Origin of the sequence: Rhodoferax sp. U2-2l (assembly GCF_020594515.1) — a bacterium.
GTDB lineage: Bacteria > Pseudomonadota > Gammaproteobacteria > Burkholderiales > Burkholderiaceae_C > Rhodoferax.
On the sequence record NZ_JAJCTH010000020.1, the window covers coordinates 55,620 to 74,396 of the forward strand.

Genomic DNA, 18,777 nt, shown 5'->3' on the forward strand with positions numbered 1-18,777 from the left:
CCTCACTTGCGGGCGTGATCGGCCAGCCAGCCTTCCAGGTAATGGATGTTGGTGCCGCCCTCCATAAACTTGGCGTCGATCATCAGCTCGCGGTGCAACGCGATGTTGGTGTTGATGCCCTCCACCACCGTTTCACCCAGCGCGGTGCGCATGCGGGCCAGCGCCTGTTCGCGGGTATCCCCGTGGGCGATGAGCTTGCCGATCATCGAGTCGTAATTGGGCGGCACAAAATAGTTGGTGTACACATGGGAGTCCACCCGGATGCCAGGACCGCCCGGCGGGTGCCACATGGTGATGCGCCCGGGTGACGGGATGAACTTGTAGGAGTCTTCCGCGTTCAGCCGACACTCGATGGCGTGGCCGCGGATCTGGATCTGCCGCTGCGTGAACGGCAGTTTTTCACCTGCCGCCACCATGATCTGTGTGCGGACAATGTCCACGCCGGTGGTCATTTCGGTCACCGGATGTTCCACCTGCACGCGGGTGTTCATCTCGATGAAGTAAAACTCGCCGTCTTCGTACAGGAACTCAAAGGTACCCGCACCCCGGTAACCGATGCGCTTGCACGCCGCCACACAGCGATCACCAATACGCTCGATGATCTTGCGCGGAATACCCGGCGCAGGCGCTTCTTCAATCACCTTCTGGTGGCGCCGCTGCATGGAGCAGTCCCGCTCGCCCAGGTACACCGCGTTTTTGTACTTGTCCGCGATGATCTGAATTTCGATATGGCGCGGGTTCTGCAGGTATTTCTCCATGTAGACCGCTGCATTGTTGAAGGCCGCACCGGCTTCGTTCTTGGTCATGGCCACCGCATTGATCAACGCCGCCTCGGTGTGCACCACACGCATGCCGCGCCCGCCACCACCACCGGCAGCCTTGATGATCACCGGGTAACCAATGGTCTTGGCAATGCGTTTGATCTGCACCGGGTCATCGGGCAATTCGCCTTCGGAACCGGGCACACACGGCACACCGGCCTTAATCATGGCCTGCTTGGCCGACACCTTGTCGCCCATGATGCGGATCGACTCTGGCGTGGGGCCAATGAACTGGAAACCGCTGCGCTCAACCCGCTCGGCAAAGTCCGCGTTTTCGCTCAAAAAACCGTAACCCGGGTGAATCGCCTCGGCATCGGTCACTTCTGCCGCCGAGATGATGGCGGGCATGTTCAGATAACTCAGGCCGGACTGGGCCGGTCCAATACACACCGCTTCTTCGGCCAGCTTGACGTATTTGGCGTCGCGATCCGCCTCTGAATAGACCATGACGGCCTTGATGCCCATCTCGCGACAGGCGCGCTGGATGCGCAGGGCAATTTCGCCACGGTTGGCGATCAGGATTTTTTTAAACATGGGTAGCGCCCAGCGTCATTCGATGATGAACAACGGCTGGCCGTACTCGACCGCTTGACCGTTTTCCGCCAGGATACGCTTGATGATGCCGGTTTTGTCGGCTTCAATCTCATTGAGAATTTTCATCGCCTCGATGATGCACAACGTGTCACCCTCCTTGACCGCATCGCCCATTTCTACAAACGATTTGGCGCCCGGCGTGGCCGAACGGTAGAAGGTGCCCACCATGGGCGACTTGGTGACATGACCCGTCTCGACCGCCACCGCGGGTTCGGCGGCTTCCGCTACCGCCACGGCGGGAGACGGCGCAGGGTTGGTAGCCGCAGGTGGCACCGATTGAACATACTGGGGAACCATGGCACCGCCACCTTTGACAATCCGTACCTTGCCCTCGGCTTCTGTGATTTCCAGCTCCGAGACATTTGACTCCGAGACCAGATCGATCAGGGTTTTGAGTTTTCTAAGGTCCATAAGATCTCCAACGAACAGTGAGGAAAATCGGGTCGAGATCGCTTGAATTTCTATTAATTGATAGCAAATAGCTTTCAAATCAACCCAAAACGCGGCATTTTACAGCTAAAAATCAAACCGCTAAACCTGCTCCAACCGGACCCACGCCGCCAGGTCACTGGGCAACACGCGGCCGATTTTACGTTGTCGAACCTGGCCGGCTGCACCAAAAACCACGGTAAAAGGCAATCCGCCGCTGGTATTGCCGAGTGAACGGCTGAGGTCCGTCCCCTCAAAACCGGCCAAAGCCACCGGAAAAGACAGGCGATTTTGCGCCTGAAAACGCTTCACAGCACTGGGTTGATCAACCGCCAAACCCAACACTTGCCAGCTTTTGGCCTGGTGATTGGTAAAAAAGGCGCTCAATAACGGCAATTCTTCCACACAAGGCGGACACCAGGTGGCCCAGAAATTCACCAGCAGCGGCTTGCCCTGGAAAGCCATCATGCGCAGCAGACTGCCATCGGTCTGGCTGAACGTCTGCTGCCAGAATGCCGCCTCAACCGGCCCAAGCTCACCCTCACCTGCCCCGGTGCGGCGCAAGGTGTAAGCCGCGCCGCCAGCGACCAGCGCCAGCCCGGTCGCCGCCAGCCAGGTACGGCGCGAGCCACCGGCCAGCGGCGCGCTCATGCCCGCGCCTCATCCAGGAGAGCGCGCAACGCGCGGATGTCACCACGCGGCACACGCCCGCGGGCATCGGGCAGCAGTGCGCCACGCACATCATCCCGGTCGTAAATCATCAAATGCACACCCACCTCCTCGTCTAAATCCGGACAAAACGCATGAACACTCAAGGCGTCCACAGTCTCGCCATGCAAACCCGTCACGCTGCGCGGCACGTAACTCACCTTTTTGTCAATCAACGCGATCTCGGCAGATTTGCTGTCATCACAAAAGAGTTGCAGATAAATATCCGACAAGCGGGTGGCCGTGCCATGCCACACCGCCCCGCCCAAATACGGGCGAAACGCCTGCAGCCGTTCCATCCAGACCAAGGCCAATTGCCGTAGCGCGAGCAGTTCCCGGGGTTGGGTGTCGGCGCAAAACACCGCAATGTAATCGCGCACGGCATCTTCGACCACGTCGTTGCCGGGCAGCGGTGTACGCCCGGGCAAACCGAGGGCCTTGACCGCCCGGCGTTTGGCCGGACCGTACTCCAGCCCTTCATCCACCACCCAGCGGGCGGCCTGTGCGGCAATTTCAAGCTGTAAATCAGTCATCGTGCGCGGATTTTGCCCCTATTCAGCCTGACGCCGGGGCGTGGGGCCACCTGCTGCGCCAAACGGGCTCTCTAAAATCGAGCGATGCACATTCATATTCTGGGTATTTGCGGCACTTTCATGGGCGGGTTGGCCGCGTTGGCACGCGAGGCGGGTCACAAGGTCACGGGTTGCGACGCCGGGGTTTACCCGCCGATGAGCGACCAGCTTCGCGCCTTGGGCATTGACCTGATGGAAGGCTTTAGCGCCGACCAGTTGAGCCTGAAACCCGATATGTTTGTCGTTGGCAATGTGATCAGCCGCTCGCGCTTGCCCGACGGCAGCGCCAAATTTCCGTTGATGGAAGCCATTCTGGACGCTGGTTTACCCTACACCAGCGGCCCGCAATGGCTCAGTGAACACCTCTTGCAGGGCCGCCATGTGGTCGCTGTGGCAGGCACCCACGGCAAGACCACCACCACCGCCATGACCAGCTGGATTCTGGAATGCGCGGGTCTGCAGCCCGGTTTTCTGGTGGGCGGGGTGCCGCTGAACTTTGGCATCTCGGCCCGGCTGGGGCAAGGCAAAGCCTTTGTGATCGAGGCCGACGAGTACGACACCGCGTTTTTTGACAAACGCAGCAAGTTTGTGCATTACCGGCCACGCACGGCCATCTTGAACAACCTGGAGTTTGACCATGCCGACATCTTTGATGATCTGGCCGCTATTGAGCGCCAATTCCATCATCTGGTGCGCACCGTCCCTGGCAGCGGGCCCCATGGCAGCGGCCGTATCGTGGTCAACGGGCTGGAAGAAAGCCTGGCCCGCGTGTTGCACCAAGGCTGCTGGAGCGAGGTGCGCAGCTTTGGCGCCGCGGTGAGTGACTTCACGGCGGTGGGCCCGGCACATGATTTTGAGGTCCACCACCAAGGCCAAGTTGCGGGGCAGGTGCGATGGAGCCTGACAGGCATTCACAACCAGCTCAACGCGCTGGCCGCCATCGCCGCAGGAGAACACCTGGGTGTGGCGCCAGCCGTTGCGGCGGCGGCGCTGGGCAGCTTCGAAAACGTCAAGCGTCGCATGGAAGTTCGCGGTACGGTCAAGCTGGGCCCTGGCGAAGCCAGCGGGAAGGTCACCATTTATGACGATTTTGCGCACCACCCTACCGCGATCCGCACCACACTGGACGGCCTGCGCCACACGCTGAGAGCGGGCGAACGGATTCTGGCGGTGTTTGAACCACGCTCCAACACCATGAAACTGGGCACCATGAAGGCCTTATTGCCCTGGAGCCTGGAGAGCGCCGACCTGTCTTTTTGCCATAGCGCCGGGTTGGGCTGGGACGCCGCGGGCGCCTTGGCGCCGATGGGAGACAAAGCGCTGGTCAGCGACCAGCTGGACACCCTCGTTGCCGCCGTGACACAGGCCGCCCGCCCGGGTGACCACATCGTCTGCATGAGCAACGGCGGCTTTGGCGGGGTTCACGCCAAGTTGTTGCAGTCACTGAAACACAAGTCACTGGCCGAGCCGCCAAAGCTCTTGGCTGCAACTCAGACCTCTTGACGCCCCCCGTTGCGGATGGCACCCGCCAAGAACATCAACGCCCAGTGACCGCCTGCTTGGCCCGCCAAGGCCCAAGCAGGTACACACCTTGTCAGCGCGCCCGACGGGTCAACACCGCTTGCGACAGCACCTCCAGCACCTGCAGCGAATCGTCCCAACCCAGGCAGGCATCGGTGATGCTCTGGCCGTAAGCCAGTTTGCTGGTCTTGTCTTTGCCGGGGGTGAATTTCTGCGCCCCGGCGTTGAGGTGGCTTTCCACCATCACGCCAAACACCTGCTTGGACCCGGCGGCCAACTGGCCGGCAATGTCGCGCGCCACGTCGATCTGCTTTTCGTGCTGCTTGCTGCTGTTGGCATGGCTGCAATCCACCATCAACGTGGGCGGCAACTTGGACTTGTCCAGCTCGGCACAGGCAGCAGCCACACTGGCAGCATCAAAATTGGGGGTTTTGCCACCACGCAAAATCACATGGCAGTCCTTATTGCCCTTGGTCTGGACGATGGCAACCTGGCCGTTTTTGTGCACCGACAAAAAGTGATGCCCGCCCGCTGCGGCGTGGATGGCATCGGTGGCAATGCGGATGTTGCCGTCGGTGCCGTTCTTGAAGCCAATCGGTGCGGACAGGCCAGAGGCCAGCTCGCGGTGCACCTGGCTCTCGGTGGTACGTGCGCCAATCGCGCCCCAGCTGATCAAGTCGCCCAGGTATTGCGGCGAGATCACATCCAGAAACTCACTGCCTGCAGGCAGGCCCAAGCGGTTGATTTCGATCAGCAGCTGACGCGCCATGCGCAGACCTTCGTCGATGCGGTAACTCTCATCCAGGTAGGGGTCGTTGATCAGGCCTTTCCAGCCCACGGTGGTGCGCGGCTTCTCAAAGTAAACGCGCATCACAATTTCCAGTGAGTCGGCGTACTTGTCGCGCTGTACCTTGAGGCGACGCGCGTACTCCAGGGCGGCGGCAGGGTCGTGGATGGAGCACGGGCCAATCACCACCAGCAGGCGGTCGTCCTTGCCCGCCATGATGTTGTGAATACTGCGCCGGGTGGCGCCAATCATCGACTCAACCGGTGTGCCCTTGATCGGGAAAAAGCGAATCAGATGCTCTGGAGGTGGCAGCACGGTGATGTCCTTGATGCGTTCGTTGTCGGTCTGACCGGTGCGGTCAGGGGCATTGGCATTCAAAGAAGGGCTCCAGGCATCTTGATCAACGGCGGCAACAGCTTTGGCGTTCATGGACAGTTTCCTTGCAGGGTGGACATCAAAAACACATAAAAAAACCGCCGGGGGTGCCGGCGGTTTGGAGGAATCAGGACGTTTTACTTGGGTACGTTCAGAACTCTCTACCGCCAGCGGCGCTTGAGAACCAAAAGTATCCAAAGAAAAAAGTCGCGGAATTCATGGAAGGAGAATGTAGCACAGTCATTTCACGTCAAACTGACGGGACCAGCTGACAAATTTCGGCACGCGGGTGTGTTTTGGTTGCGGTACAAACGGGATCTGTCCACAGCGTCAGGCCGTGCCACCCACCGTCAGCCCGTCAATACGCAAGGTGGGTTGCCCCACACCCACCGGCACACTCTGGCCCTCTTTGCCGCAGGTGCCCACACCGCTGTCGAGCTTCATGTCGTTGCCGATCATGCTGACGTGTTTCAGGCACTCCGGGCCGCTGCCCACCAGCGTGGCGCCTTTCACCGGGTACTGGATCTTGCCGTTTTCGACCCAGTACGCCTGGCTGGCCGAGAACACAAACTTGCCCGAGGTGATGTCCACCTGCCCGCCGCCAAAGTTTGTGGCGTACAAGCCCTTTTTGATGCTGGCGACAATTTCCTCGGGCGACTTGTCACCGGCGAGCATGTAGGTGTTGGTCATGCGCGGCAGCGGCACGTGGGCGTAACTTTCGCGCCGCCCATTGCCGGTGGGCGCCACACCGGTCAGGCGCGCGTTCATCGCGTCCTGGATGTACCCCTTGAGGATGCCGTCTTCAATCAGCACATTGCGCTGGCTGGCGTTGCCTTCGTCGTCCACGTTGAGGCTGCCCCGCCGGTCGGTTATCGTGCCGTCATCCAGCACGGTCACGCCTTTGGCCGCCACCCGCTGGCCGATGCGGCCGCTGAAAGCGCTGGAGCCCTTGCGGTTGAAATCACCCTCCAGCCCGTGGCCAATGGCTTCATGCAGCAGGATGCCCGGCCAGCCCGGGCCCAGCACCACGGTCATTTCGCCCGCCGGAGCCGGCCTGGCGTCCAGATTGGTCAACGCGGCACTGACCGCCTCGTCCACATACTTTTCAATCAGGGCGTCGTCAAAATAAGCAAAGCCAAACCGACCGCCACCACCGGCCGACCCCACTTCGCGACGGCCTTTCTGCTCGGCAATCACCGTCACGCTCAGGCGCACCAGCGGGCGCACATCAGCCGCCAAGGTACCGTCAGCACGCGCCACCAGCACCACGTCGTGTTCGGCCGCCAAGCCGGCCATCACCTGCGCCACACGTGGGTCTTTGGCGCGGGCGAGTTTCTCCACCTTTTCCAGCAAGGCCACTTTGGCGGTGCTGTCCAGGCTGCCGATCGGGTCCAGGCCGCCGTACAGCGAGCGCGAAGACGCGATTTTTCTGGACGCTACCCGGGCTTTGCGGCCTTGGGCTGCCGCCGAAATGGTGCGCACGGTCATCGCGGCATCCAGAAGTGAGGCCTCGGAGATGTCGTCCGAATAGGCAAAGGCGGTTTTTTCGCCGCTGACGGCGCGCACGCCCACGCCCTGGTCGATGGAAAACGAGCCGGTTTTGACAATGCCCTCTTCCAGGCTCCAGCCCTCGCTGCGGGTGTACTGGAAATACAGGTCGGCTTCGTCGACCTGATGTGCAGTAATGGCCGCGAGCGCGCGGCTCAGGTGGGTCTCGTCCAGGCCAAAAGGGGTCAGCAGCAGGGCCTTGGCAACGGCCAGGCGCTCAAGGGTGGGTTCGCGTGAAATCATGCCCGCGATTCTAGGGCTTGGGGTGTTTTGGGGCCGGTGCCCCGGGCGCTTGACCTCAGGACTGCACCAGTCGCTTGGACTTAGCGATCGACATCAAAATGCCCAGCCCCAGCCCGAGCGTGACCATGGCCGTGCCGCCGTAACTGATGAACGGCAGCGGCACCCCCACCACCGGCAGGATGCCGCTGACCATGCCCATGTTGACAAACGCGTAGCAAAAGAAAATGGTCGCCATCGCCCCCGCCAGCAGGCGCGCAAACACGGTGGGCGCCTCCAGCGCAATCGCCAGCGCGCGCAGCACCAGGAAGATGAAGGCGGCAATCAGCAGCAGGTTGCCCACCAGACCAAACTCTTCGGAAAACGCTGCAAAGATGAAGTCGGTGGTGCGCTCGGGGATGAACTCCAGGTGCGTTTGGGTGCCCTGCATGAAGCCCTTGCCCCAGACACCGCCCGAGCCGATGGCGATCATGCCCTGGATGATGTGAAACCCCTTGCCCAACGGGTCACGCGTGGGGTCCAGCAGGGTGCACACGCGCTGTTGCTGGTACTCACGCAGCAGCGGCCAATCGACACCCGGCGCGCACAGTTCGGGCTCAAACACCACCAGCAGGGTGATGCCCACTAGCCCCAGCAACAGCGGTGGCGCCACCAGTTTCCAGCTCAAACCGGCAAAAAAGATCACCGATAAACCGGCAGCCAACACCAGCAAGGAGGTGCCCAGATCCGGCTGCTTCATGATCAGGCCTACCGGCAGCGCCAGCAACACCGTGGCCACCAAGAAGTCCAGCGGGCGCAACTGCCCTTCACGTTTCTGGAACCACCAGGCCAGCATCAACGGCATGGCAATCTTGAGAATTTCGCTGGGCTGGATGACCACGCCCACATTCAGCCAGCGCGTGGCACCTTTTTTGGTGATACCAAAAACCGCCACCGCAATCAGCAGCGCCACCCCCAAAATGTAGAGCGGCACCGCCAGACTCATCAGGCGTTGCGGTGGGATCTGCGCCACGGTGAACAGGATGGCGCCGGCGATCAGCATGTTGCGGCCGTGGTCCTGGAATCGGCTGCCGTGGTCAAAACCCGCGGAGTACATGGTGATCATCCCGGCGCCTACCAGCAGCAACACCGCCAGCGCCAAAGGCGCGTCAAAACCGCGCACCCATGGCAACAGACGGCGCCACAGCGAGGGTCGCTCAAAAACAAAAGACATGGGGCGGATTATCCGGTGCGCAGCCGTCTCAGGCCGTCATGCGTAGCGGGATCGTCACCGGGCCATCGTTGACCAGATGCACCTGCATGTCGGCACCAAACTCACCCGTCTGCACGACCGGGTGCGCCCGGCGCGCTTGCGCCACCAGGTAATCAAACCAGCGGCGACCTTCCTCAGGCGAGGCAGCGTTGGTAAAGCCGGGACGGTTGCCGCCCGAGGTGTCAGCCGCCAGCGTGAACTGGCTGATCAGCAGCAACCCGCCCGCCTGACCGGCACCGTCCATGTCCTGCACACTGTGGTTCATTTTTCCGGCGGCATCACTGAAGATGCGCAGCTTCAACATCTTGGCCAGCATCCGATCACAAACCGCCGCCGTGTCCCCCCGCTCGGCACACAGCAGCACCAACAAACCGGCGTCAATCGCACCCATCACCTGCCCGGCCACCTCGACCCGGGCGCAGCGCACCCTTTGCAGCAGCGCCATCATGGTGCGCGCTGTCCGTCATCGCTTCGTGCGCCCTGGCCTGGCTTGGTTGCCGAGCAGGCACGTGGCATAAGCCTTTCTCCATGCGGCCGGTGGCACATGCCATGGTTTCTGTTGTCAGCCATCTCTTCACTTTCTTGCAAAAACAGCACTCAGCCTCACTGGCCCATGGCCGGTATGTGGTCGGGACGGTTTGGTTGCTGCTGGCCTGCTGATTGACAAGGAGCGGCTCCAGGCCTGGCATTCGTCAAACGCGTGGCACACGGCCAGTGGGGCCACAGGTTGGCGGCCGTACGCGCAGGCCAGGCGCCAACATGCTCAGCCATCAGGCCAGTGTCACCCGGGCGAATTTTCGTTTGCCCACTTGCAGCACGTAGGTGCCGGCACCCAGCTTCAGCCCCTTGTCGCTGACCACATTGGCGTCGATGCGTACACCCCCACCGTCGATCAGGCGGTTGCCTTCACCACTCGATGCGGCCAGCCCGGCCGATTTGAGCAAAGCACCAATCCCCAGCGCCGCACCACCTTCACCCAGCGGCAGGCTGATTTCGGGGATCTCATCCGGGATACCGCCTTTGCTGCGGTTGATGAAGTCCTGCTCGGCGGCGTCGGCAGCAGCGGCGCTGTGAAAGCGTGCGGTGATTTCCTTGGCCAGCGCCACCTTGGCATCCTTGGGGTTGCGCCCGGCTGCCACCTCGGCCTTGAGTGCCGCAATCTCGGCTTCGGACTTGAAGCTCAAAAGGGTGTACCAGCGCCACATCAACACGTCGGAAATGCTCAGACATTTGGCAAACATGGTGTTGGCGTCTTCGGAAATGCCGATGTAGTTGTTCTTGCTCTTGGACATCTTCTCGACGCCGTCCAGGCCTTCAAGCAGCGGCATGGTCAAAATGCATTGCGGCTCCTGGCCGTATTCGGCCTGCAGCGTGCGCCCCATCAGCAAATTGAACTTCTGGTCGGTGCCGCCCAACTCCAGATCACTCTTCAACGCCACGCTGTCATACCCTTGCAGCAAGGGGTAAATGAACTCATGCACGGCAATCGGCGTACCGGCCTTGAAGCGGTCGTGGAAGTCGTTGCGCTCCATCATGCGCGCCACGGTGTAACGGCTGGCCAGCTGGATCAAACCACGCGTGCCGAGCGGGTCACTCCATTCGCTGTTGTAACGAATCTCGGTTTTGCTCGGGTCCAGCACCAGAGAGGCCTGGCGGTAATAGGTTTCGGCGTTGATCTTGATCTGCTCGGGGGTGAGCGGCGGGCGCGTGCTGTTGCGCCCTGACGGGTCACCAATCATGCCGGTGAAGTCACCGATCAAAAAAATCACCGTGTGGCCCAGATCCTGCAGCTGGCGCATCTTGTTGAGCACCACGGTGTGGCCAATGTGGATGTCGGGCGCGGTGGGGTCCAGCCCCAGCTTGATGCGCAATGGCGTGCCGGTCGCCTCCGAACGCGCCAGCTTCTTGATCCACTCGTCTTGCGGAATCAGTTCCTCACAGCCGCGCAGCGTCACCGCCAGGGCTTCACGAACGCGGTCAGACACGGGGGACTCGATGGTTTTCTGCTCAGTCATAAGGGTTTTCCCGTATCCATCTTTGGAGGGCGGGTTTATACTAGATAGTTGTTTAATTTCATGATTTTAAGTGGGTGTTTCGCGGGGTTTGGGCAGCGTCTGTTGCATGCCATCCACGGTCGCCACAGAGGATGCTCCCTTGATCAACTCCGCCCTGAATCGTGGCCAAGCCATGTTTGTGACGACTGTCAACACATTGGCCCAATACCCCAAACACTTGAGCGCCATTGTCACTGCCACCCTGCTGGCAGGCGGCGGCGGCGCCTGGGCACTGGCCTCGCTGGGGCCCGATGTGTCGCAACTGCCGGTGCAAATGGTGCTGGAAGCGGTCCAGCCAACAGCGTCCTTGGTAGACAATGACATCAGCGCACCGGCACTGAACCTTTTTCGCTCCGACATCACCCGCAGCACGGACACCGCCGACACGCTGCTCAAACGTCTGGGCGTGGATGACCCGCAAGCCGCCCAATTCTTGCGCACCAACAACCTGACACGGCAAGCCTTGTTTGGCCGCGGTGGCCGCCATGTCACAGCAGAAACGCTCGACACCCATCAACTGGACAAGCTCAGCGCGCGCTGGAGCCAGGACGACAGCCTGGAGTTCAAACGCCTGGTGGTCGAGCGCGGCGCGGCGGGTTTCACCGCGCGACTGGAATCCGCCCCACTGGTGTCCACCTCGCGGCTGGCTAGCGGCACCATCCAAACGTCGCTGTTCGCAGCCACGGATGATGCGGGTTTACCCGACAGCATCGCAACACAACTGGCTGAGTTGTTCTCGGGTGACATTGATTTTCGCCGGTCCCTGCGCAAAGATGACCGGTTCAACGTGGTGTACGAGGTGCTCGAAGGTGACGGCGAGAGCCTGCGAACCGGCCGCGTGTTGAGCGCCGAATTTGTCAATGCCGGCAAGGTGTTTCAGGCCATGTGGTTCCAACCACCGGGCACCGACAGCGCCGGGCAACCCCACCGCGGAGGCTACTACTCGCTGGATGGACAAAGCCTGCGCCGTGCCTTTTTGAGCGCGCCCGTGGCGTTCTCGCGGGTCAGCAGCGGTTTTGCCATGCGCTTTCACCCGGTTTTGAAGCAGCAGCGCAGACATCTCGGTACCGACTTTGCAGCCCCGACCGGCACGCCAGCACGCACCGTGGGTGATGGCGTGGTGACCTTTGCCGGTGTGCAAAACGGCTACGGCAACGTGGTCTTCATCCAGCACCGCAACCACACCGAAACGGTCTACGCCCACTTGAGTCGACTCATGGTCAAGCGCGGCGAGAACGTGTCGCAGGGCCAGACCATCGGTCTGGTAGGCTCCACCGGCTGGGCCACCGGGCCGCACCTGCATTTTGAAGTGCGTGTCAACGGCGTCCAGCATGACCCGATGAGGATGGCTCAAACAAGTGAGACCGTGCCGGTACCCGCAGCGGTGTTGCCCCTGTTCAAGCAAAAAGCCAACAGCGTCAAGACCGCCTTGCAGGCAGCAGCCAGCATCCAGCCCACCCGATTCGAGTGACAGCAGCTTGCCCAGCCCGGTGAAATCCGCACGGCGGCGGGCGCCTCTGCATCACCCCCTCGTCACGACGCCTGATCAACAGCACCAGCCTGCATTGACCCACGCTACGGCTGTCCCGCCGATACCGCCTCAGACGATGCCACCATGCCACCCGCCTATTACATCGGCCTGATGTCGGGCACCTCGCTGGACGGCGTCGACGGCGTCCTGGTGCATTTTGACGGCCCCAAACTGCAGGTACTGGCCACATCCACGCTGGCGTTTGACGCCGGGTTCCGGGCCGAGTTGCTCGCGCTCAACAGCCCGTCCGACAATGAGTTGCACCGGGCAGCGCTGGCGGGCAACCACATTGCCGCAAGTTACGCTCAAGTTGTGACCGATCTGCGCCACCAACTTATCCAACAAGGGGGCGACGCTGCAGGCATCCGCGCCATTGGCGCTCATGGCCAGACCGTGCGTCACCAACCGCAACGCTGGGCAGATGGCCCGGCAGGCGTTGGCTACACACTACAGATCAACAACCCGGCCCTGCTGGCCGAACTCACTGGCGTGACGGTCGTGGCCGACTTTCGCAGCCGTGATGTGGCGGCGGGTGGCCAAGGTGCGCCGCTGGTGCCTGCGTTTCACCAGCATGTGTTTGGCCAGCCCGGTCAGACGGTGGCGGTGCTGAATGTGGGCGGCATCGCCAATCTGAGCGTGTTGCCTGACAACCCGGCCGAGCCGGTGTTGGGTTTTGACTGTGGCCCTGGCAACGCCTTGATGGACGCCTGGTGCCTGCAACATACCAGCCAGCCGTTTGACGCAGATGGCGCCTGGGCCGCCAGCGGGCAATGTCTGCCCGATCTGTTGGCGCTGTTGCTGGATGAGCCCTTCTTCAGCCTGCCGCCACCCAAAAGCACCGGCCGCGATCTTTTCAACCGGCCTTGGCTGCAAGACAAGTTGCAGAGCTTTGCCGCAGCCCAGCCGCAGGATGTTCAAGCCACGTTGACAGAATTGACCGCCCACGCCTGTGCGGACAGCGTCAACATCTATGCCAAAGATGCCAAATCATTGGTGGTGTGCGGCGGTGGCGCCTTCAACCATGACCTCATGCGGCGCCTGCAGGCTCGCCTGCCAGAGATCCAGGTCAGCCCCTCCGACCAGCACGGGCTGCCAGCCCTTGAGGTGGAAGCCGCTGCCTTCGCCTGGCTGGCACGCCAGACAGTCACTGGTCAGCCCGGCAATTTGGCCTCGGTCACCGGGGCGCTTGGCCCGCGAATTCTGGGTGCGATCTACCCGGCATAAACACCCCACGCCAATAAAAAAACCGCCTCATGAGGCGGTTTTTTATTGGGATGGCGACGACTCAGGCCGAGAAGCTGGAGCCGCAACCACAGGTGTTGTTCGCATTGGGGTTTTTGATGACAAACTGGGCGCCTTGCAAGTCTTCCTTGTAGTCGATTTCAGCGCCCACCAGATACTGGTAGCTCATCGCGTCGATCAACAGCGAGACACCGTTTTTCGTCATGGTGGTGTCGTCTTCGTTGGTGATCTCGTCAAACGTGAAACCGTACTGAAAACCCGAGCAACCACCGCCCTGCACAAACACCCGCAGTTTCAGGTCCGGATTGCCTTCTTCGGCAATCAGGTCAGCCACTTTGGCGGCAGCGCTGTCGGTGAACAAAATCGGGGCGGGCATTTCGGTTTGAATGGCTTCAGCAACGGCGCTCATACGGGTCTCCAAAAAATTGAATGACGCGATACTACAACAAGTTGATCGCCAACAAGACCGCCGTCGGTATGCCGTCAGTGGGCGTGTGGGCTTTGATTCTGCTGGCGTACCAGGGTGCCAAAAAGCCAACAGCCGCCAGAACTTGCATCCAGGCGGCTGTTGTGATCGAAGCGGAAATTAACGCTTGGAGAACTGCTTGCGACGGCGAGCACCGTGCAAACCGACCTTCTTACGTTCCACTTCGCGGGCATCGCGGGTCACGAAACCGGCTTTGCTCAGCTCAGACTTCAGCGTTGCGTCGTAGTCGATCAGGGCACGGGTGATACCGTGGCGCACTGCACCGGCTTGACCCGACTCACCGCCACCGGCCACATTGACCATGATGTCAAAGGTTTCGGCGTGGTTGGTCAGCATCAGGGGCTGCTTGCAGATCATGATCGAGGTTTCGCGGCCAAAGAACTTTTGAATGTCCTTGCCGTTGACGACGATTTGGCCGGAGCCCTTCTTCAGGAAAACGCGGGCGACGCTGGATTTGCGACGGCCGGTACCATTGTTCCATTCACCAATCATGTGAGCTCCTTAGATTTCCAACACTTTGGGTTGCTGGGCAGTGTGCGGGTGCTCGGCACCACCGTACACCTTGAGCTTCTTGATCATGGCGTAGCCCAGGGGCCCCTTGGGCAGCATGCCCTTGACGGCTTTTTCCAAAGCGCGGCCAGGGAATTTGGCTTGCATGTCACGGAAGTTGGTGGAGCTGATGCCACCCGGATAGCCGGAGTGGCTGTAATACATTTTGTCGAGGGACTTGGCACCGGTCACGCGCAGTTGTGCTGCGTTGGTCACGATGATGAAGTCGCCGGTATCGACGTGAGGCGTGTAAATGGCCTTGTGTTTGCCGCGCAAACGGAGAGCAACTTCGCTGGCTACTCGTCCGAGGACCTTGTCGGTCGCGTCAATCACAAACCACTCGTGCACGACCTCAGCGGGTTTTGCGCTGAAAGTTGACATGAGATTTCTCTTTTAAAAAGGGAGGGTTTGGCGGGCTTTTTTCTACGGTCGGCGCTCCTTCTAACGGGAATCTCTTAGGTAGGGTTCACTCGGCACACGGCCCGTTGGGACACCATTGGAACGTGTTGGAGTTGCTTCGCCGCGAAGCCACAAAAGCGCTGCGAAGCCTAACATTATACAAAGATCAGGCGCGACCGGGTAACATCGCTGGATGTTTAGTTATCGCCACGCCTTCCATGCCGGCAACCATGCCGACGTTCTCAAACACACCGCGTTGATCGCCGTGTTGCGCCACATGACGCAAAAAGACACCGCGTTGAATGTGTTCGACACCCACGCTGGCGCGGGCCTGTACCGACTGGATGGCGATTACGCGCAAACCAGCGGCGAGGCGGCCGACGGTTACCTGAAGTTGCTGGCCGCCATCGCGCCAGCGGCTTCTTCCGACACCAAGGCGACAGCCGCCCCCCACCCAGGACAGGCAGCGGCCGATAGTGCGGCATCCAGAACAACCGCCGTCGCCAAAACTGCCAGGAAACCAGCCCCGGCCGCCCCACTCGCACCCGCGCTGCAGGACTACCTGGACCTGGTGGCCAGCTTCAACAAAACCGGCAGTCACAAGGTGTACCCGGGCTCGCCGTTCATCATCCACCACTTGCTGCAAACGCGTGACCGTGACCGCCTCAAGCTGTTTGAAATTCACCCGACCGATGCCAAGACACTGGGCGCCAACATTGCACAGTTGAACGCGGGCCGATCCATTGCGGTGTTGCAGGAAGACGGTTTTGAAGGCATCAAGAAGTTTTTGCCTCCGCCGTCGCGCCGTGCGCTGGTGCTGTGTGACCCCAGTTATGAAATCAAGAGTGACTATGGGCGCGTGGTGGACATGCTGACCGATGCGGTCAAGCGCTTTTCAACCGGCACCTACATGGTGTGGTACCCGATCATTCCGCGCCCCGAGGCACATGATCTGCCGCGCAAGCTCAAAACCCTGGCCAACCGCGACAAGTTGTCGTGGCTCAACGCTACGCTCACCGTCAAATCCAGCAAGCTGGGCCACGATGACGCCGGTGAGGTGGTGCGCCCCGGCCTGCCTGCCAGCGGTGTGTTTGTCATCAACCCGCCGCACACGCTGAAAGTGTCTTTGACAGCGGCGTTGGCCCAGGCAGCGACTTTTCTGGCCCAGGGCAAACACAAGGCGTTTGAGGTGGAGTCAGGCGGGTAGTTTTTTGCGCTGCCAAACGGCGGTTATTGCGGACCCGATCCGCCAGCCATGTCGCCAGAATGCACTGGGTGCCAGTCCGCGGCCCGACATGACAAACCCGCCCGTTCCCCTTACGGACCGTTGCCAACTTGATCAGCCAGGCCCCAGCCGCTTCCAAACCACGGATCTGCGTCCAGGTAGGCTTTGAGCATCGGTAGCGCGTCCAATCCCCAAAACAATTTGCCGTCCACCTCGAAGGTGGGGACACCAAACACACCGCGGGCGATGGCATCGTCGGTGTTGGCGCGCAACTGGATTTTGGCCAGTTCATCGTTCACATCACGCGGCGGCGCCAGTTGGGTCGTCAAGGCCTGAAGGCGCTGCGCATCTGCGGCGTCGCCACCGCCAAGCCAGACATGCCGAAAGATGGTCTCGCACACATAACGGTTGGGCAAGCCGGACGTGCTGCAGGCCAGCGCCAGCCGCAGCAGACTCAGCGGGTTGAACGGGTGCTGCGCCGGCATCTGCAAGTCGATGCCGTTTTGCCGCGCCAGCCACGCCACCTGCCGGTAGGTCCATTCGCGTTTGCCAGGAATCTCAGCCGGCCCCAACTGGCCATGGTGCTTGAGCAGGGCCGCAAACAGGATGGGTTTGTAGCTGACGCTGTAGCTGTGCCCGGCCAGCGCCTCGGGCAATTTCTCGAACGCCAGATAGGCGTAGGGCGAGATGACATCGAGGTAAAAAGTGATGTGTTTCATGGTGCGTAGTGAAGCGTGCGCGCCGCAATGGCTTGCCAGACGGCACGGCGCTGCGTGTCACTGGCGTTGCCCCACTGGCGGATCTCGTCCAGCGTGCGCAGGCAGCCCTGGCACAGTGCCGTGTCGTCGTCCATCTGGCACACCGACATGCAGGGCGACGGCACCCCCTGGTCATACTTTGGACCGCCAGCCTGGATGTCCCTGGCTGTGGCCGCTAAAAAAACCATCGCTTTGGCGTTGAGTGTCATGGGTTCGCCTGTTCGGTGACGTCAACCACAGGCGCACCCGTGAGGTGCGTCAAGTGATCCGGATGTAATTTGAAAACGCCGTGCGGATGACCTGCGGCGGCCCATATTTCATCAAAACGCAGCAAGTCGCGGTCAATCAGGGTGACTGGTGCCACCGAGTGGCCCACTGGCGACACGCCACCGATTGAAAAGCCCGTGCTGGCCTTGACAAAGTCGGCATCAGCGCGGCCCAGCTTTTGGCCCTGGGCACACACCAGCGCCTGGACCTTTTTCTCATCCACACGCCGGTCACCCGAGGTGATGACCAGCACCGCCACCGCGTCGGGCTTGCGCTTGAAAATGATGCTTTTGGCAATCTGGCCGAGCCCGATGCCCAGCGCGTCCGCCGCCTGTTGGGCGGTGCGGGCGGCGTCATCCAGCATGCGCGGCGCGTGCGGATGGCCTTTGTCGCGCAGCACTTGGGCCACGCGTAACACACCTTCGGGCAGCGGTTTATTGTGCGTGTGGCTCATGATGCCGTGCGCTTGGTGAACAGCGCCTTGGCCACACGCGAGTGGGTGGGACGCTGCAGAAAGTCGCTGATGAACTGACCCGCATCGATCAGTTTGTCCAGATCCACACCGGTCTCAATCCCCATGCCGTGCAGCAGGTACACCACGTCCTCGGTCGCGACGTTTCCGGTTGCCCCCTTGGCATACGGACAGCCGCCCAAACCCGCGACTGACGACTGGAAGTTCCACACGCCCATCTGCAGCGCCGCCAGGGTATTGCTCAGGGCCTGGCCATAGGTGTCGTGGAAATGGCCGCTGATGTGGTCAAGATCAAAATGCGCCTGCGTGGCCTCGATGGCGCGCTGCACCTTGAGCGGCGTGCCCACACCAATCGTGTCGGCCACGTCCACCCGTTGCACGCCAATCTCCTTCATCAGCCGCGCCAACCTGCCGACGCGCTCCGGGGCGATGTCGCCCTCATACGGGCAGCCCACGGTGCAGCTCATGGCGCCGCGCACAGAGATGCCCGCAGCGCGCGCGGCAGCGACCACCGGCGCAAAACGCTCGATGCTCTCGGCGATGCTGCAGTTGATGTTTTTTTGGCTGAAGGCTTCGCTGGCCGCACCAAAGACGACGATTTCATCGGGTTGGGACAACAGCGCCGCCTCAAAACCTTTGAGATTGGGCGTGAGCACCGAGTAACGCACGCCGGGCAGCCGGGTGATGCCCGCCATGACCTCGGCGTTGTCAGCCATTTGCGGCACCCATTTGGGGCTGACGAAGCTGGTGACCTCAATCTCTTTCAGGCCAGCGGCCTGCAGGCGGTTCACCAGCTCGATCTTGACGGCGGCGGGCACGGTCTGTTTTTCGTTTTGCAGGCCGTCGCGCGGGCCAACTTCAACGAGTTTGACTTGGTGAGGCAGGTTCAAGCGGTGCTCCTGGGGGCGTTGATTGGGGGCTTCTTGGCAAGAATGCCACAATTTTG

Annotated in this window: 20 protein-coding genes; 4 read left to right on the top strand and 16 right to left on the bottom strand. The window is 61.2% G+C overall.

From position 1 onward, the window contains the following. Positions 1–2: 2 nt before the first annotated feature. The 4 genes from accC to LHU53_RS17135 form a co-directional block, all read right to left on the bottom strand. Positions 3–1,355, bottom strand: coding sequence for an acetyl-CoA carboxylase biotin carboxylase subunit (gene accC / locus LHU53_RS17120; RefSeq protein WP_227334003.1), 1,353 nt, complete (start codon positions 1,353–1,355; stop codon positions 3–5). A gap of 15 nt (positions 1,356–1,370) precedes the next feature. Then, positions 1,371–1,826 (bottom strand): acetyl-CoA carboxylase biotin carboxyl carrier protein, encoded by a 456-nt coding sequence (gene accB, locus LHU53_RS17125; RefSeq protein ID WP_227334004.1) that lies wholly within the window; start codon positions 1,824–1,826, stop codon positions 1,371–1,373. Between the two features lie 120 nt (positions 1,827–1,946). Then, positions 1,947–2,495 (bottom strand): TlpA disulfide reductase family protein, encoded by a 549-nt coding sequence (locus tag LHU53_RS17130; RefSeq protein ID WP_227334005.1) that lies wholly within the window; start codon positions 2,493–2,495, stop codon positions 1,947–1,949. Further along, entirely contained in the window at positions 2,492–3,085 is a 594-nt protein-coding gene (locus LHU53_RS17135; protein ID WP_227334006.1) for a hypothetical protein, read from the bottom strand. Before LHU53_RS17135 ends, LHU53_RS17130 begins: the two co-directional genes overlap by 4 nt. Positions 3,086–3,169: 84 nt before the next feature. Here LHU53_RS17135 and mpl point away from each other — a divergent pair, with 84 nt between their 5' ends. Further along, complete coding sequence (gene mpl, locus LHU53_RS17140) at positions 3,170–4,627, top strand: UDP-N-acetylmuramate:L-alanyl-gamma-D-glutamyl-meso-diaminopimelate ligase (RefSeq protein ID WP_227334007.1); 1,458 nt, start codon at positions 3,170–3,172, stop codon at positions 4,625–4,627. Between the two features lie 91 nt (positions 4,628–4,718). Here the strand turns inward: mpl and LHU53_RS17145 are convergent, their stop codons facing one another. The 5 genes from LHU53_RS17145 to tyrS form a co-directional block, all read right to left on the bottom strand. After that, positions 4,719–5,861, bottom strand: a complete 1,143-nt coding sequence (locus tag LHU53_RS17145; RefSeq protein WP_227334008.1) for a 3-deoxy-7-phosphoheptulonate synthase — start codon at positions 5,859–5,861, stop codon at positions 4,719–4,721. Between the two features lie 276 nt (positions 5,862–6,137). Further along, positions 6,138–7,598: a metalloprotease TldD gene (tldD, locus tag LHU53_RS17150; RefSeq protein WP_227334009.1), complete on the bottom strand. Its 1,461-nt coding sequence runs from the start codon at positions 7,596–7,598 to the stop codon at positions 6,138–6,140. 55 nt (positions 7,599–7,653) lie between these two features. Continuing rightward, on the bottom strand, positions 7,654–8,808 hold the full coding sequence (gene rodA, locus LHU53_RS17155; RefSeq protein ID WP_227334010.1) for a rod shape-determining protein RodA: 1,155 nt from the start codon (positions 8,806–8,808) through the stop codon (positions 7,654–7,656). Positions 8,809–8,836: 28 nt separating this feature from the next. Next, positions 8,837–9,295 carry a D-aminoacyl-tRNA deacylase gene (gene dtd / locus LHU53_RS17160; protein ID WP_227334011.1) on the bottom strand — a complete coding sequence of 153 codons (459 nt, stop codon included), beginning with the start codon at positions 9,293–9,295 and terminating at the stop codon, positions 8,837–8,839. A 322-nt stretch (positions 9,296–9,617) separates the two neighbouring features. After that, the gene (gene tyrS, locus LHU53_RS17165) at positions 9,618–10,862 is read right to left on the bottom strand and encodes a tyrosine--tRNA ligase (protein ID WP_227334012.1); all 1,245 of its coding nucleotides are present in this window, start codon (positions 10,860–10,862) and stop codon (positions 9,618–9,620) included. A gap of 172 nt (positions 10,863–11,034) precedes the next feature. On the opposite strand from tyrS, the gene LHU53_RS17170 reads away from it, so the two are divergent. Together LHU53_RS17170 and LHU53_RS17175 are read left to right on the top strand one after the other, a co-directional pair. After that, positions 11,035–12,372: a M23 family metallopeptidase gene (locus LHU53_RS17170; RefSeq protein WP_227334040.1), complete on the top strand. Its 1,338-nt coding sequence runs from the start codon at positions 11,035–11,037 to the stop codon at positions 12,370–12,372. Positions 12,373–12,516: 144 nt separating this feature from the next. Beyond that, entirely contained in the window at positions 12,517–13,656 is a 1,140-nt protein-coding gene (locus LHU53_RS17175; RefSeq protein ID WP_227334013.1) for an anhydro-N-acetylmuramic acid kinase, read from the top strand. Between the two features lie 61 nt (positions 13,657–13,717). Here LHU53_RS17175 and erpA read toward each other — a convergent pair whose 3' ends face one another. The 3 genes from erpA to rplM form a co-directional block, all read right to left on the bottom strand. Beyond that, the gene (erpA, locus tag LHU53_RS17180; RefSeq protein WP_227334014.1) at positions 13,718–14,083 is read right to left on the bottom strand and encodes an iron-sulfur cluster insertion protein ErpA; all 366 of its coding nucleotides are present in this window, start codon (positions 14,081–14,083) and stop codon (positions 13,718–13,720) included. A gap of 177 nt (positions 14,084–14,260) precedes the next feature. After that, a complete protein-coding gene (rpsI, locus tag LHU53_RS17185; RefSeq protein ID WP_078366577.1) occupies positions 14,261–14,653 on the bottom strand; it encodes a 30S ribosomal protein S9 in 393 nt (130 codons plus the stop codon). Positions 14,654–14,662: 9 nt separating this feature from the next. Continuing rightward, positions 14,663–15,091, bottom strand: a complete 429-nt coding sequence (rplM, locus tag LHU53_RS17190) for a 50S ribosomal protein L13 (protein WP_227334015.1) — start codon at positions 15,089–15,091, stop codon at positions 14,663–14,665. Positions 15,092–15,302: 211 nt separating this feature from the next. Here rplM and LHU53_RS17195 point away from each other — a divergent pair, with 211 nt between their 5' ends. Next, entirely contained in the window at positions 15,303–16,316 is a 1,014-nt protein-coding gene (locus LHU53_RS17195) for a 23S rRNA (adenine(2030)-N(6))-methyltransferase RlmJ (RefSeq protein WP_227334016.1), read from the top strand. A gap of 110 nt (positions 16,317–16,426) precedes the next feature. Here LHU53_RS17195 and LHU53_RS17200 read toward each other — a convergent pair whose 3' ends face one another. From LHU53_RS17200 to LHU53_RS17215, 4 genes are read right to left on the bottom strand one after another with little or no spacing between them, the layout of a single operon-like run. Continuing rightward, on the bottom strand, positions 16,427–17,053 hold the full coding sequence (locus tag LHU53_RS17200; RefSeq protein WP_227334017.1) for a 2-hydroxychromene-2-carboxylate isomerase: 627 nt from the start codon (positions 17,051–17,053) through the stop codon (positions 16,427–16,429). Beyond that, positions 17,050–17,301, bottom strand: coding sequence for a DUF1289 domain-containing protein (locus LHU53_RS17205; RefSeq protein WP_227334018.1), 252 nt, complete (start codon positions 17,299–17,301; stop codon positions 17,050–17,052). Before LHU53_RS17205 ends, LHU53_RS17200 begins: the two co-directional genes overlap by 4 nt. Beyond that, positions 17,298–17,813: a YbaK/EbsC family protein gene (locus LHU53_RS17210; protein WP_227334019.1), complete on the bottom strand. Its 516-nt coding sequence runs from the start codon at positions 17,811–17,813 to the stop codon at positions 17,298–17,300. Before LHU53_RS17210 ends, LHU53_RS17205 begins: the two co-directional genes overlap by 4 nt. Continuing rightward, positions 17,810–18,721, bottom strand: a complete 912-nt coding sequence (locus LHU53_RS17215; protein WP_227334020.1) for a hydroxymethylglutaryl-CoA lyase — start codon at positions 18,719–18,721, stop codon at positions 17,810–17,812. The genes LHU53_RS17210 and LHU53_RS17215 overlap by 4 nt, the downstream gene beginning before the upstream one ends. Positions 18,722–18,777: the final 56 nt, after the last annotated feature.

Coding starts and splice junctions, on each gene's coding strand:
- LHU53_RS17145 (WP_227334008.1), bottom strand. CDS start 5,861: ATGAACGCCAAAGCTGTTGCCGCCGTTGATCAAGATGCCTGGAGCCCT.
- tldD (WP_227334009.1), bottom strand. CDS start 7,598: ATGATTTCACGCGAACCCACCCTTGAGCGCCTGGCCGTTGCCAAGGCC.
- rodA (WP_227334010.1), bottom strand. CDS start 8,808: ATGTCTTTTGTTTTTGAGCGACCCTCGCTGTGGCGCCGTCTGTTGCCA.
- LHU53_RS17135 (WP_227334006.1), bottom strand. CDS start 3,085: ATGACTGATTTACAGCTTGAAATTGCCGCACAGGCCGCCCGCTGGGTG.
- LHU53_RS17205 (WP_227334018.1), bottom strand. CDS start 17,301: ATGACACTCAACGCCAAAGCGATGGTTTTTTTAGCGGCCACAGCCAGG.
- erpA (WP_227334014.1), bottom strand. CDS start 14,083: ATGAGCGCCGTTGCTGAAGCCATTCAAACCGAAATGCCCGCCCCGATT.
- LHU53_RS17210 (WP_227334019.1), bottom strand. CDS start 17,813: ATGAGCCACACGCACAATAAACCGCTGCCCGAAGGTGTGTTACGCGTG.
- LHU53_RS17130 (WP_227334005.1), bottom strand. CDS start 2,495: ATGAGCGCGCCGCTGGCCGGTGGCTCGCGCCGTACCTGGCTGGCGGCG.
- dtd (WP_227334011.1), bottom strand. CDS start 9,295: ATGATGGCGCTGCTGCAAAGGGTGCGCTGCGCCCGGGTCGAGGTGGCC.
- accC (WP_227334003.1), bottom strand. CDS start 1,355: ATGTTTAAAAAAATCCTGATCGCCAACCGTGGCGAAATTGCCCTGCGC.
- LHU53_RS17175 (WP_227334013.1), top strand. CDS start 12,517: ATGCCACCCGCCTATTACATCGGCCTGATGTCGGGCACCTCGCTGGAC.
- LHU53_RS17200 (WP_227334017.1), bottom strand. CDS start 17,053: ATGAAACACATCACTTTTTACCTCGATGTCATCTCGCCCTACGCCTAT.
- LHU53_RS17195 (WP_227334016.1), top strand. CDS start 15,303: ATGTTTAGTTATCGCCACGCCTTCCATGCCGGCAACCATGCCGACGTT.
- rpsI (WP_078366577.1), bottom strand. CDS start 14,653: ATGATTGGTGAATGGAACAATGGTACCGGCCGTCGCAAATCCAGCGTC.
- tyrS (WP_227334012.1), bottom strand. CDS start 10,862: ATGACTGAGCAGAAAACCATCGAGTCCCCCGTGTCTGACCGCGTTCGT.
- LHU53_RS17170 (WP_227334040.1), top strand. CDS start 11,035: ATGTTTGTGACGACTGTCAACACATTGGCCCAATACCCCAAACACTTG.
- mpl (WP_227334007.1), top strand. CDS start 3,170: ATGCACATTCATATTCTGGGTATTTGCGGCACTTTCATGGGCGGGTTG.
- accB (WP_227334004.1), bottom strand. CDS start 1,826: ATGGACCTTAGAAAACTCAAAACCCTGATCGATCTGGTCTCGGAGTCA.
- rplM (WP_227334015.1), bottom strand. CDS start 15,091: ATGTCAACTTTCAGCGCAAAACCCGCTGAGGTCGTGCACGAGTGGTTT.